The organism is Variovorax sp. DAIF25 (assembly GCF_050711835.1).
Classification (GTDB): Bacteria; Pseudomonadota; Gammaproteobacteria; order Burkholderiales; family Burkholderiaceae_C; genus Variovorax.
Map to the genome: position 1 here is coordinate 418283 of NZ_CP136636.1, position 13255 is coordinate 431537.

Annotated in this window: 11 protein-coding genes; 5 read left to right on the top strand and 6 right to left on the bottom strand. The window is 70.2% G+C overall.

Going from position 1 to position 13255, the window contains the following annotated elements; genetic code table 11:
* Nucleotides 1-76 precede the first annotated feature (76 nt).
* On the bottom strand, nt 77-1054 hold the full coding sequence (locus R0232_RS01920; RefSeq protein WP_093344113.1) for a tripartite tricarboxylate transporter substrate-binding protein: 978 nt from the start codon (nt 1052-1054) through the stop codon (nt 77-79).
* Nucleotides 1055-1317: 263 nt separating this feature from the next.
* On the opposite strand from R0232_RS01920, the gene R0232_RS01925 reads away from it, so the two are divergent.
* The 3 genes from R0232_RS01925 to R0232_RS01935 all read left to right on the top strand — a co-directional run bounded on the left by R0232_RS01925 (nt 1318) and on the right by R0232_RS01935 (nt 4788).
* Nucleotides 1318-2499, top strand: coding sequence for a M48 family metalloprotease (locus R0232_RS01925; protein WP_431511078.1), 1182 nt, complete (start codon nt 1318-1320; stop codon nt 2497-2499).
* 118 nt (nt 2500-2617) lie between these two features.
* Nucleotides 2618-4084 carry an NAD-dependent succinate-semialdehyde dehydrogenase gene (locus R0232_RS01930; protein ID WP_431511079.1) on the top strand — a complete coding sequence of 489 codons (1467 nt, stop codon included), beginning with the start codon at nt 2618-2620 and terminating at the stop codon, nt 4082-4084.
* Between the two features lie 125 nt (nt 4085-4209).
* Nucleotides 4210-4788, top strand: coding sequence for a type 1 glutamine amidotransferase domain-containing protein (locus R0232_RS01935; RefSeq protein WP_431511080.1), 579 nt, complete (start codon nt 4210-4212; stop codon nt 4786-4788).
* Between the two features lie 9 nt (nt 4789-4797).
* On the opposite strand, the gene R0232_RS01940 is transcribed toward R0232_RS01935, so the two are convergent.
* On the bottom strand, nt 4798-5964 hold the full coding sequence (locus R0232_RS01940; protein WP_431511081.1) for a citrate synthase: 1167 nt from the start codon (nt 5962-5964) through the stop codon (nt 4798-4800).
* An 83-nt stretch (nt 5965-6047) separates the two neighbouring features.
* On the opposite strand from R0232_RS01940, the gene R0232_RS01945 reads away from it, so the two are divergent.
* Together R0232_RS01945 and R0232_RS01950 are read left to right on the top strand one after the other, a co-directional pair.
* Nucleotides 6048-7160 (top strand): citrate synthase/methylcitrate synthase, encoded by a 1113-nt coding sequence (locus R0232_RS01945; protein WP_431511082.1) that lies wholly within the window; start codon nt 6048-6050, stop codon nt 7158-7160.
* A 79-nt stretch (nt 7161-7239) separates the two neighbouring features.
* On the top strand, nt 7240-8265 hold the full coding sequence (locus tag R0232_RS01950) for a hypothetical protein (RefSeq protein ID WP_431511083.1): 1026 nt from the start codon (nt 7240-7242) through the stop codon (nt 8263-8265).
* On the opposite strand, the gene R0232_RS01955 is transcribed toward R0232_RS01950, so the two are convergent.
* The 4 genes from R0232_RS01955 to R0232_RS01970 form a co-directional block, all read right to left on the bottom strand.
* Nucleotides 8256-9503 carry a phenylacetate--CoA ligase family protein gene (locus R0232_RS01955; protein ID WP_431511084.1) on the bottom strand — a complete coding sequence of 416 codons (1248 nt, stop codon included), beginning with the start codon at nt 9501-9503 and terminating at the stop codon, nt 8256-8258. The two genes, R0232_RS01950 and R0232_RS01955, sit on opposite strands and share 10 nt — an antisense overlap.
* A 352-nt stretch (nt 9504-9855) precedes the next feature.
* On the bottom strand, nt 9856-10668 hold the full coding sequence (locus tag R0232_RS01960; RefSeq protein ID WP_093344123.1) for an ABC transporter ATP-binding protein: 813 nt from the start codon (nt 10666-10668) through the stop codon (nt 9856-9858).
* 123 nt (nt 10669-10791) lie between these two features.
* Nucleotides 10792-12123, bottom strand: a complete 1332-nt coding sequence (locus tag R0232_RS01965) for an ABC transporter substrate-binding protein (protein ID WP_431511085.1) — start codon at nt 12121-12123, stop codon at nt 10792-10794.
* Nucleotides 12124-12188: 65 nt separating this feature from the next.
* Nucleotides 12189-13253 (bottom strand): branched-chain amino acid ABC transporter permease, encoded by a 1065-nt coding sequence (locus R0232_RS01970; RefSeq protein WP_057597141.1) that lies wholly within the window; start codon nt 13251-13253, stop codon nt 12189-12191.
* Nucleotides 13254-13255: the final 2 nt, after the last annotated feature.

Here is a 13255-nt window from a genome sequence, read left to right on the forward strand (position 1 = left end):
CTCGGCGGCCCATGAAAAAAGCCGCCGGGCCCGCGAGGGCCGGCGGCTTCGTCGTTGATGCGAGCGACGCGATCGATCAGTCGGCGTACACGCCCGCGGCCTTGATGATCGGGCTCCACTTGGCGATCTCGGCCTGCACGAACTTCTTGTGGCCATCGGGCTCGATGCGGCCGTCGACCGCCACCACGGCGCCCAGCGCTTCTTCCTTCTTCAGGAAGTCGGGGTCCTTGAGCGCGACCTTCAGCGCGTCGTTGAGCTTCTTCAGCACCGGTGCCGGCGTGCCCTTGGGCGCATAGAGGCCGTGCCAGATCGTGACCTGGAAGTCCTTCAGGCCCGACTCCTGCAGCGTGGGCAGGTCCTTGAGCAGCGGCACCGTCAGGCGCTTGGGCGTGGTCACGGCATAGGCCTTGACCTTCTTGCCCTCGATCTGCGGCGAGGTGTTGGTGGTCTGGTCGCACAGCAGGTCGATCTGGCCGCCGATCAGGTCGGTGATGGCCGGCGCCGTTCCCTTGTAGGGCACGGGCGTCATCTCGGTCTTCATCGCGCTCTGGTAGAGCAGGCCGCACAGGTGCGAGGCCGAGCCCACGCCCGCGTTGCCGAGGTTGATCTTGCCCTTGTTGGCGCCGATCCAGTCGGTCAGTTCCTTGTAGTTGTTGGCCGGCAGGCTGGGCTTGGCGATCAGGGTCATCGGCACGTCGTTGATGATGCCCAGGTACTCGAAGTCGCTCTCGACCTTGAACGGCACGTTGCGCACCAGCGTCGGGATGGTCGACATCGCGATGTGGTTGAGCAGCAGCGTGTAGCCGTCCGGTGCCGCGCGCGCCACCTTGGCCGCGCCGATCGAGCTGCCGGCGCCGGGCACGTTGTCGATCACCACGCTGGCGCCGCCGAGCGGCTTGCGCAGCGCCTCGGCGAGGTCGCGCGCGACGCGGTCGGTGGGGCCGCCGGCGGCGAAGGGCACCACGATGCTGATGGGCTTGCCGCTCGGGTAGTCCTGGGCGTGGGCGCCGATGGCAACAGCGGCGATCGCCGTCAGGGCTAGCAGTTTTTTCATGGAGAGGACCCCCGGAAGAGGAAAAAGGAATGAAGGGAAATTGAAAGCGGGCGCGATCTTAAAGGCTGACCATGCCCTGACGAATCCCCACAAGCCCTAGTCCACATGGCAAGGCGGGCAGAGGCTCCTGCGGAAGGAGGGGCGCCACCGTTGCGCCGCGCGGCTCGGGCATGATGTTTCCCTGGGAGACGCGCCATGGGGGGCGCGCATACCGCAACGACGGTGCGGCCCGCCGGGCCGCGACAAAAGAAGGGAAAACACACATGGATCCTCTGGTCTATCCGCGCGAGCGCACGCTCGGCGCGATCACGCTCGTGCTCGGCCTGCTGGTCTGGCTGGCCCTGCTGGTGGGCACCTTCGGCATCCTGCTGCTCTACCTGCTGATGGGCTTCATCGGCTACTGCTTCGCGCACTCGGCGCTGATCGCCTGGATCAAGGGCACCGGCGTGAAGCTCTCGCCGACCCAGCTGCCCGAACTCAACGCGCGCTTCGAGGCCTGCTGCGCCCGGCTCGGCATCGCCACGCCGCCCGAGGCCTACCTGCTGCACGGCGACGGCATGTTCAATGCCTTCGCCACCCGCTTCCTCGGGCGCGACTTCGTGATCCTGCTGTCGGACGTGGTCGACGCGATGGAGCCGCAACCCGACGGCATCAACTTCTACATCGGCCACGAGCTCGGCCACATCCGGCGCAAGCACCTCACGGGCCACTTCTGGCGCGCGCCGGTGCTGTGGCTGCCGCTGCTGGGCGCGGCCTATGCACGCGCCAAGGAATACACCTGCGACCTGCACGGCGCCGCCTGCTGCGAGCAGCTCGATTCCGCGCCGCGCGCGCTGCTCGCGCTGGCTGCCGGCGCGCACCAGTGGCGCAACGTCGACATGAACGCCTATGCGGCGCAGTCGCGCGCCAATGCCGGCTTCTGGGGCTCGTTCCACGAAGTGGTCGGCGGCTACCCCTGGCTCACCAAGCGCGTGGCGCGTGCCATCGACCCGGCCGCGCGGCTGCCCGAGCGCAATCCCGCGGCCTACCTGCTGGGCCTGTTCGTGCCCTACGCGGGCCGCGCCGGCGGCGGCGCGCTCGGCATCCTGGTGACGGTGGCCGTGATCGGCATCGCGGCCGCGGCGGCGATTCCCGCCTACCAGGAGTACCAGTCGCGCGCGGTGGTCGCGCAGGCCTGGGCCAACGGTGCGCCGGTGCGCCTCGCGCTCGCCGAGTACTACCGCGAGAAGGAGGAGATCCCCGAGAGCCTCGAGGCCGCGGGACTGCCCGAGACCCTGCCCGACGGCACCGCGCTGCGGCTCGACAGCGACACCATGGTGGTCGAGGTGCAGACCGCGCGCGGCACGCTGCTGATGGAGCCCGCGCCCTCGGGCCAGGGCCTGCGCTGGACCTGCGGCGCGGGCGAGGGCCTGGCCGAGAAGGCGCTGCCCGCCAGCTGCAAGTAGGCGTCGCCAAACCCGAGCCGCACGCGCGGATTTGGCGCGCGCGGCTTGCGGCCCGGGCCCGGGCGTGGTCCCCTCGTCGTTTCCCCTTTCAGCAACGACGACCCGGAGACCCTGCCCGATGCCCGCCCTTCGACTCAAAGACCCGACCCTGCTGCGCCAGCAGGCCTATGTTGCCGGCGCCTGGATCGATGCCGACGACGGCACCACCGTCGCCGTGACCAACCCCGCCAACGGCGAGACCATCGGCACCGTGCCGATGTGCGGCACGGCCGAGACCGAGCGCGCCATCGCGGCCGCCGAGAAGGCGCAGAAGGGCTGGGCCCGGCTGCCCGCCAAGGAGCGCTCGGCGATCCTGCGCAAGCTCAACGACCTGATGCTGGCCAACGTCGACGACCTCGCGCTGATCATGACCACCGAGCAGGGCAAGCCGCTGGCCGAGAGCCGCGGCGAGATCGCCTACGCCGCCTCGTTCATCGAGTGGTTCGCCGAGGAGGCGCGCCGCGTCTACGGCGACACCATTCCCGCGCCGCAGGCCGACCGCCGCATCCTCGCGCTCAAGCAGCCCGTGGGCGTGACGGCCGCGATCACGCCCTGGAACTTCCCGGCCGCCATGCTCACGCGCAAGGCCGGCCCGGCGCTGGCCGCGGGTTGCGCGATGGTGGTCAAGCCCGCCACGCAGACGCCGTATTCGGCGCTGGCCTTCGCCGAACTGGCCGCGCGCGCGGGCGTGCCCAAGGGCCTGCTGTCGGTGCTCACCGGCTCGGCCAGCAAGATCGGCGGCGAGATGACGCGCAGCCCGATCGTGCGCAAGCTCAGCTTCACCGGTTCCACCGAGGTCGGCCGCACGCTGATGAAGCAGTCGGCCGACACCATCAAGAAGCTCTCGCTCGAGCTCGGCGGCAACGCGCCCTTCATCGTGTTCGACGATGCCGACATCGACGCGGCCGTCGAGGGCGCGATGGTCTCGAAGTACCGCAACACCGGCCAGACCTGCGTCTGCGCCAACCGCCTCTACGTGCAGCGCGGCGTGCTCGAGGCCTTCACGCAGAAGCTGGTGGCCAAGGTCCAGGCGCTCAAGGTCGGCGACGGCACCGAGGCCGGCGTCAACCAGGGCCCGCTGATCGATGCCAAGGCGGTCGAGAAGATCGAGGAGCACGTGGCCGACGCCGTGGCCAAGGGCGGCCAGGTGCTGGCCGGCGGCAAGCGCCATGCGCTCGGCGGCCTGTTCTACGAGCCCACGGTGATCGGCGGCGCCACCGCCGACATGCTGTTCGCGCGCGAGGAGACCTTCGGCCCGCTGGCGCCGATCTTCGCCTTCGACACCGAGGAGCAGGCCGTCGCCGCGGCCAACGACACCGAGTTCGGCCTCGCCGCGTATTTCTACAGCCGCGACATCGGCCGCATCATGCGCGTGGCCGAGTCGCTGGAGTCGGGCATCGTCGGCGTCAACACCGGCCTGGTGTCGACCGCCGAGGCGCCGTTCGGCGGCGTCAAGCAGTCGGGGCTGGGGCGCGAGGGTTCGAAGTACGGGCTCGACGATTTCCTCGAGGTCAAGTACGTCTGTCTCGCGGGCCTCGACAAGTAAGCGGAGGTTGCCGGCCGTCGAACTGTCCGACAACGGTGGCCGGCGCCGGCCGATGCGGCATGCGTGGCACGGGCCTAGGGTGAAGTTTCATTGCCTCGAGAAACCCACCCAAGGAGTGATTCACCATGCCCACCATCACCACCTCTTCACTGGACGGAATGACGGTCGCGATCCTCGTCTCGGACGGCTTCGAGCAGGTCGAGATGACCGAGCCGCGCAAGTCGCTGGAAGCCGCGGGCGCGAAGACGCAGGTCGTCTCGCCGCTCGACGGCAGCGTGCGCGGCTGGAAGCACCACGATCCGGCCGACACCTTCGAGGTCGACGTGCCGCTCAAGACAGCGAACCCCGGCGACTTCGATGCGCTGCTGCTGCCCGGCGGTGTCGTCAATCCCGATGCCTTGCGCATCGACGAGAAGGCGGTCGCGTTCGTGCGCGCCTTCGTCGAGGCCGGCAAGCCGATCGCGGCGATCTGCCACGGGCCCTGGACCCTGATCGATGCCGGCGGCGTGAAGGACCGGCGCATGACCTCGTGGCCCTCGCTGCGCGCCGACCTGCGCAATGCGGGCGCGCGCTGGAGCGACCAGGAGGTCGTGGTCGACCATGAGCTCGTGACCAGCCGCAAGCCCGACGACCTGCCGGCCTTCAACCGCGAGATGGTGCGCTTGTTCGAGCTGGCGCACGAGGCGGCGCTGCAGCACCACTGAGGTTGCGCTTCAGTCCTGCGCGACGGCCGGCCCCGTGTAGCGCGCCCGCGGCCGGATCAAGTGGCCCGTGGCGGCCTGCTCGAGCACGTGCGCGGTCCAGCCCACGCTGCGCGCGAGCGCGAACAGCACCAGTGGCGCATCGGCCGGCAGCTTGTGCACGGCCGCGAGCGCGGCCAGCGCGAAGTCGATGTTGACGGGCTCGCCCACGAGGCGCTCGCCGGCCTCGCGCAGCGCCGCGAAGGCCGGCGGCAGTTCGAGTTCCTCGAGCAGCGCGGCACAACGCACGTCGCCGGCCGGATAGAGCGGATGGCCGAAGGCCGCGAGCGGCCGGTCGTGCGCGAGCCATTCGCGCGCGGCCGCGTCGGCGCTCGACTGCCCGGCTTGCCGCACCAGCGCCTGCACGGCGCGCGCCGCGCCGCCGTGCAGCGGGCCGGTCAGGGTCGCGAGGCCGGTCAGCAGGCAGGCCGCGAGCGAGGCGCCGGTGGAGGCCGTGACGCGCGCCGCGAAGGTCGAGGCATTGAGCTCGTGGTCGGCCAGCAGCACCAGCGCACGGCGCAGTTGCGCAGCGGCACGCGGCCGGCGCCAGGCCGCGGCGAGGCGCGCATGCAGCGGCTGCGCGGCGGCGCTCGCGGGCACCTTGCCGATCAGCGCATCGGCCAGCGTGCCCACCACCTCGGCGGCCTCGGCGCGCAGGGCCTGCGGCGAGCGGCCGCGCGAGGGCGGGTCGATCGCCGCGCGCAGCGCGAGCGCGCGCAGGCCCGCCTGCAGCGGCGGCATGCCGTCGCGCGCGGTGGCTTCATCCGAAGACAGGCGCGGCGGTGCGCACTCCCACAGCAGGCCCGCCACGTCCTCGAGCGTCGCCTCGATCGACAGCGCGCAGGCGTCCTGCCCGCGGTACCAGAGCCGCCCGCCGGCCACGGTCGACACGGCCGAGGGCAGCACCGGCTCGCCCCACTGAATCGCCTCGCTCGCCACCGCCTCGCTGCTGCGCCGCCCCTGCGCGCGCGCCGCGAGCCGCTGCACGTCGTCGCGGTGGTAGAGGCTGCGCCGCGGGTCGGCGGCATCGGGCTTGGCGCGGATGCGGCCGCGGCTCACGCCGGCATAGAGCGTCTGGGGCCGCACCTGCATCAGGGCGAGCGCTTCGGCGGCGGGAAGCCAGGGCGAGGAGCGGGTCATGTTGACGGAATGGATCAAGATTGACGTCAATGTTAGCGGCGCCAGAATCGTCCGCATCGTGAACATAGATGGAGCATGAAACGATGAACGACGATGGACTCGAAGGCGTGGTGGCGGCGCACACCGTGCTGTCGGAGGTGGATGGCGCGGCGGGCCGGCTGGTGATCCGTGGCCACACGCTCGACGAGATCGCGCGCCGCTGGCAGTTCGAGGACGTGGCGGCCGCGCTGTTCGAGGGCTTCTTCGAACGCGCGCCCGATGCCGCCAGCCTGCGCATCGCGTTGGGGCGCGCGCGGCGCGAGGCCTTCGAACGGCTGCAGCCCGGCGACGAGGCGCAGCTTCGCCGCCTGCCGGCGATCGAGGCGGTGCGCGCGCTGCTCGCGCGGCTGCCCGACGGCGACGACCTCGCGACCGCGCTGCGCCTGCTGGCCGGCCCGGCGGTCTACACCGGCGCGGTGATGCGCTGGCGGCTCGGCGTGCCGGCGCTCGCGCCCGACGAAGGCTTGGGGCACGCGGCCGACATGCTGCGCATGCTGCATGGCCGCGCGCCCACGGCCGCGCAGGCGGCGGCGCTCGACACCTACCTCGTCACCGTCTGCGACCACGGCCTCAATGCCTCGACCTTCGCGGCGCGCGTGGTGGCGTCCACCGGCGCGGGCCTGGCCTCGGCGGTGCTCGCGGGCATCAGCGCGCTCAAGGGGCCGCTGCATGGCGGCGCGCCCGGGCCGGTGCTCGATGCGCTCGACGCCATCGGCAGCGCCGAGCGGGCCCGGGCCTGGCTCGAGGCGGCGGTGGCCGAGGGCCAGCGCCTGATGGGCTTCGGCCACCGTATCTACCGCGTGCGCGATCCGCGCGCCGATGCGCTCAAGGGCGCGCTGAAGCGGCTCAGCGCCGAGGGCGGGGTCGATGCCGCGCGCTTCGCGCTGGCCGAGGCCGCGGAGCAGGCCGCGCTCGCGATCCTGCGCGAGAAGAAGCCCGATCGGCCACTCGAGACCAACGTCGAGTTCGACACGGCGCTGCTGCTCGAGGCGCTGGGCTTCTGCCGCGAGAGCTTCACCTGCGTGTTCGCGGCCGGTCGCACCGCGGGCTGGCTCGCGCATGCGCGCGAGCAGGTGCAGAAGGGGCGGCTGATCCGGCCGCAGTCGGTCTACGTGGGGCCCGAACCCGCCGCGCGGGAACCCGCACTCGCGCACTGAGCCTACACGGCGGTCCCGCCGTCCTCCGATACGCTCGTGTCGACTGCCATTTCCTTACAGCGACACGACCTGCCGACCGATGACGACCGCCGACCCCGCCCATGCCCGCGCGCTGCGCCTGCCGCGCGACTTCGCGCTGATCGCGGTCGGCCTCGATGCCGTGCTGCTCGCGATCAACATCGCGATGCTGCTGCTGCCGGGCACCGACGAGGCGGCGCAGATCCGCCGCGCCTATGCGCAGGCCGGCGTGTGGATCCTGCTGGTCGCGAGCACGGCGATGTCGTGGGCCTTGATCGGCGGCCTGGCCTGGAGCCATGGTCGCCATGCGCTCGAACGGCTGGGCGTGCCGCGGGTGGCGCTGTCGGGCGGCGCGCGACTGCGTTTCGGCGGCGCCTGGCTGCTGGTGCTGGTGCTCAACCACCTCGCGCTCACGCCGCTGTTCTACGAGCTGCAGCTGATGTTCATGCCGGGCGGCCGCTATGCCGAGGCCATGCCGCGCCTGAGCCTGGGGCTGGCAGCGCTGCTGCAGTCGCTGGTGCAGCTCGCGGTGCTGGTGCTGGGCCTCTGGCTCGCGGCCCGCTTCGCGCTGCGCCGCAGCCGCTCGGCGGCCGCCGAGGCGCTCGATGCGCGCGCGCCCGATGAAGTCTCGACGGTGCCGGCCGGTGCTTCGCCGCGCGCCGCGGTGGCGCTGCTGGTGGGGGCGCTGTTCGCGTCGCTGCAGGTCTGGAGCGCGCTCGCCGTGGCGCGCTGGGCCGGTGCTTCGCAGGACGGCGGGCCCTGGGCGCTGCTGCTGACCTGGGCCCTGCCGCCGGTCGTGGCCGGCGCGCTCGCCATCTGGGGCGGCTGGCTGGGCACACGCCCGGGCCTGTGGCCGGTGCGGCCGTTCCGCGCGGTATCCGCCGCGTTGCTGAGCTTCGTGCTGGTGCAGCTCGGCTGCATCGTCTTCGCGTTCCTGTGGTTCGCGCTCGCGGTGGGCACGATCAAGGCGCTGCAGGGCATCGGCGCGATGGCCGGCTTCATGGTCGTGCTGATCGCGCTCTACGCGGCGCTCACGGTGCTGCTGGCGCGCGCCATGACGCGCCGGCTGTACCGGCGCTACTTGTAGCTGCGCGCGTCCTCGATCACCTTGCCGTCGTTCGGCAGGCTGCCGGGCGCCACCAGCTCGATGGTGCCGCGCAGCTTGGTCACTTCGCGCACGGCCTCGGCGATGCGCACCACCAGGCCCTCGGGCGCGCCCGCGCATTCGAGCCGGAAGTTCATCTGGTCGTCGCCCATCTCGCCCGACACGACGAGCCGCGCACGCTGGATCTCGGGAAAGCGCCGCGCGATCTCGGCCACCTGCGAGGGATGCACGAACATGCCGCGCACCTTGGTGGTCTGGTCGGCGCGGCCGAGCCAGCCCTTGATGCGCTTGTTGGTGCGGCCGGTGGGGCAGGTGCCCGCGAGCACGGCCGAGAGGTCGCCGGTGCCGAAGCGCACCAGCGGATAGTCGGGGTTGAAGGTGGTCACGACGATCTCGCCGACCTCGCCGTCGGGCACGGGGTCGCCGGTGCCGGGCCGCACGATCTCGACCAGCACGCCCTCGTCGAGCACCAGGCCTTCGCGCGCGCTGGTCTCGTAGGCGATGAGGCCGAGGTCGGCGGTGGCGTAGCACTGGGTGCCTTTCACGCCGCGCGCGGCGATCCAGTCGTGCAGGCTCGGCGGGAAGGCCTCGCCCGAGACCAGGGCCTTGGTGAGCCAGGGCAGCTTCTGGCCCTTCTCCTCGGCCTTCTCGAGCAGGATCTTGAGGAAGCTCGGGGTGCCGGCATACCCTTCGGGCTTGAGGTCGACCATGGCCTCGAGCTGCTGTTCGGTCTGGCCGGTGCCGCCCGCGAACACGGTACAACCGACGGCGCGCGCGCCGCTCTCCATGATGGAGCCGGCCGGTGTCATGTGATAGCTGAAGCTGTTGTGGATCAGCTCGCCGCTGCGAAAGCCCGCGGCGTGCAGCGCGCGCGCGGTGCGCCAGTAGTCGCGCGCCTCGCCCTCGGGTTCGTAGATGGTGCCGGGGCTCGCGAATATGCGCGGCATGCGGGTGCCGCGCGCAATGGCCGAGAAGCCACCGAAGGGGTCGTTCTCGCGGCCTTGCTTCTGGAGTTCGAGCAGTTCCGACTTGCGCGTGACCGGCAGCTTCGCGAGGGCCTCGCGCGTGGTGACGTCGGCGGCCTGGATGCCGTCGAGGATCTTCGAGAGGGCGGGCGCGGCGGTCTGGGCCTGGGTGATCTGTCGGGGCAGCGCGGCCAGCAGGTCGCGTTCGCGTTCGGCAGGGTCGCGGATCTCTAGTGCGTCGTAGTGGTCGGTCATGTCCGTACCCTTCAATCTGTTCAATTCGGTTTTCCGCTGGCTTGGGTCGAGAAGGAGGTCCGGGGCGCGTGCACAGGACAGCGGGTACTTCCCTCCGCGAATGTCCCCCGCCCTTCGGGCTCCTCCTTTATTTCGCTGCGGGAAGCACCCACTGCTCTGTGCACGTGGGCGCTGCGGCGGTGCCGGCGGTTCAACAACGATTGCGTCCAGGCTCGCGTCGATGGGGTACTCCCCGCAGCGAAATCAAGGAGGAGCCGAAGGCGGGGGACATTCGCGGAGGGGAGTACCCCGTCGGCGCGAGCCCACCCCCACCCGTAGACGGCAGGGACAGCACAGACGGCAGGAAAGAACATCAAGCCAGCCACCTCTTGCGCCGCTTGTAGCTCTTCACATCCCGGAAGCTCTTGCGATCCGCCCCACCCACGCCGAGGTAGAACTCCTTCACGTCCTCGTTCTCGCGCAGGCTCTGCGCCGCGCCGTCCATCACGATGCGGCCGTTCTCGAGGATGTAGCCGTAGTCGGCGTAGCGCAGCGCCATGTTGGTGTTCTGTTCGGCCAGCAGGAAGGTCACGCGTTCCTTGGTGTTGAGGTCCTTCACGATCTCGAACACCTCCTCCACGATCTGCGGCGCCAGGCCCATCGAGGGCTCGTCGAGCAGCACCATCGTCGGGTTGGCCATCAGTGCGCGGCCGATCGCGCACATCTGCTGCTCGCCGCCCGAGGTGTAGGCCGCCTGCGAGGTGCGCCGCGTCTTCAGGCGCGGGAAGTAGGCATAGACCTTCTCGAGCGTCTGCTGCACCGCGGCCTTGCCGTCGGTGCGCGTGTAGGCGCCCGTCATCAGGTTCTCCTCGATGGTCAGGTGCGCGAAGCAGTGGCGGCCTTCCATCACCTGGATCAGCCCGCGCTTGACCAGCTCGGCCGGCGACAGCGCCTCGATGCGCTCGCCGCGCAATTCGATCGTGCCCTTGGTGACCGCGCCGCGCTCGCCTGCGAGCAGGTTGCTCACCGCGCGCAGCGTCGTCGTCTTGCCCGCGCCGTTGCCGCCCAGCAGCGCCACGATCCCGCCCTCGGGCACGCTCAGCGACACGCCCTTGAGCACCAGGATCACGTGGTTGTAGATGACCTCGATGCCGTTGACGTCGAGAAGGATGTTGGGTTGGCTCATGGTGTTCTTTCGGACATCCGCAAGCGCACGTGGAACGAGACGCTGCGCTTGCGGATGCCGCCTCCCATGAAGGGGAGGCAGGCCCCCTTCCGCCTGGCGGGAGGGGGTAGGGGGAGGGTGCCGTCAGCTCTGGCAGTCCGCAGCGTCGCGGCGCGTGAGCTTCTTCTCGGTCGCGTACTTGTCGGCCGCGGCCTTCGCCATCGGCTTGATGATCTGCTCGTCGGCCTGGTACCAGTCCGACATGCCGCCCCACTGCGTGCCGTCCCAGGTGTGGACACGCGCCCAGGTCGAGCCCATGTGGTCCTGGCACGAGGTGCTCACCGGACGCATCACGCCCGAGAAGCCCAGCGCGTCGAGCTTCTTCTGGTCGAGCGCGAGGTTCTCGAAGCCCCAGCGCACCTGGTCGCCGGTCATGACCTTGCCCTTGCCGAAGCGCTCCTGCGCGCGGCGCACGGCCTCGACCGACAGCATCTGGATGATCACGCCGCGCGTGTAGAGGACCGAGCCCACCTCGTCCTTCGGACCCGTGCCCTGGCCCTTCTCGTGCACCTGCTTGAGGATGTCCTGGATCACCTTCGGCTGCGTGCCCGAGGTGTTGAGCGCCAGCGCGTTGTAACCCTTGGCATTCGCGCCCACGTCCTTCACGTCGGGCTCGGCGCCGGCCCACCACACGCCGTACATCTTCTCGCGCGGGTAGCCCGTGGCCACGGCTTCCTTGAGCGCGGTGGAGTTCATCACGCCCCAGCCCCACAGCAGCACGTAGTCGGGCCGCTGCTGGCGCACCTGCAGCCAGGCCGACTTCTGCTCGACGCCGGGCGCGGTCACGGGGATCAGCGAGAGCTCGAAGCCGTTCTGCTTCGCGCGCTCCTGCAGCAGCGGGATCGGTTCCTTGCCGAACGGCGAGTCGTGATAGACCAGCGCGATCTTCTTGCCCTTGAGCTTGTCGAGGCCGCCTTCCTTCTTGCCGATGTGCTGGATCAGGATGTCGGCCGCGGTCCAGTAGCTGCCCATCAGCGGGAAGTTCCACTTGAACACGCCGCCGTCCTGCGAGGCCGCGAGGCCATAGCCCAGCGTGATCAGCGGGATCTTGTCGGTCAGCACCTTGTCGGTCAGCGCGAAGGTGATGCCGGTGGCCTGCGGGTCGAACAGCGCGACGCCCGGGCGGCCCTTGAGGCGCTCGTAGCATTCCACGCCCTTGTCGGTGGCGTAGCCGGTCTCGCACTCTTCGTACGAGATCTTCACGCCGTTGATGCCGCCTTGCGCATTCACCAGCTTCAGGTAGTCCTGCTTGCCGTTGGCCCAGGGCGTGCCGTTGGGTGCATAGGGGCCGGTGCGATAGACCAGCAGCGGGAAGAACTGCTCCTTGGCCTGTGCCTGTGCGAGCGAGGGCGCCAGCGCGGTGCCGAGGGTGCCGGCCACCAGGGCGGCGGTCAGAGCGAGCGATTTCAGTTTCATGCCTGTCTCCTTTTTGGGGGCACCGCGGTGCCGGGTTGTCAACGCCGAAAAAACGCTTGAAAAGCTCAATGGGGGAAGGGCCACAGCCGCAGCTTCTCCTTGGCCGTGGACCACAGCCGCGCGAGGCCGTGCGGTTCCACGATCAGGAAGAACACGATGAGCGCGCCGAAGATCATGTATTCGAGGTGCGAGGCCAGGGCGGTCGAGATCGAGAAGCCCAGCCAGCCCGGCAGCTGGTTCAGCAGCAGCGGCAGCAGCACGATGAAGGCGGCACCGAAGAAGCAGCCCATGATCGAGCCGAGGCCGCCGATGATCACCATGAACAGCAGCTGGAACGAGCGGTCGATGCTGAAGGCCGCGGGCTCCCAGGCCCCCAGGTGCACGAAGCCCCACAGCGCGCCGGCCACGCCGACGATGAAGCTGCTGACCGCGAAGGCCGTGAGCTTGGCGTAGACCGGGCGGATGCCGATCACCGCGGCCGCCACGTCCATGTCGCGCATCGCCATCCACTCGCGGCCGATCGCGCTGCGCACCAGGTTCTTCGCGAGCAGCGCGAAGATCACCACCAGCGCGAGGCAGAACAGGTACTTCTGCACCGGCGACTCGATCGGGATGCCGAACACGTTGAGGCCCGCCACGCTGACCGAACCCGACGAGGAGTTGTTGGTGAACCACTGGATGCGCAGGAAGGCCCAGTCGGTGAAGAACTGCGCCGCCAGCGTGGCGACGGCGAGGTACAGCCCCTTGATGCGCAGGCTCGGGATGCCGAACAGCACGCCGATCACCGTGGCGCACAGGCCGCCCAGCAGCAGCGAGGCGATCAGCGGCATGCCGTCGATGCGCACGTGGAAGTTGTAGGCCGCGTAGGCGCCCACCGCCATGAAGGCGCCGGTGCCCAGCGAGATCTGGCCGCAGTAGCCCACCAGCACGTTGAGGCCGATGGCCGCGAGCGACAGGATCAGGAAGGGCGTGAGGATGGCGCGCATCCAGTAGTCCGACACGCCCAGCGGCACCGCGATGAAGGCCACCGCGAGCAGCGCGAGGATCGCCACGCGGTCCTGCAGGATCGGGAAGATCTGCTGGTCGGCCCGGTAGGTCGACTTGAACTGCCCGTTTTCTCTATAGAACATGT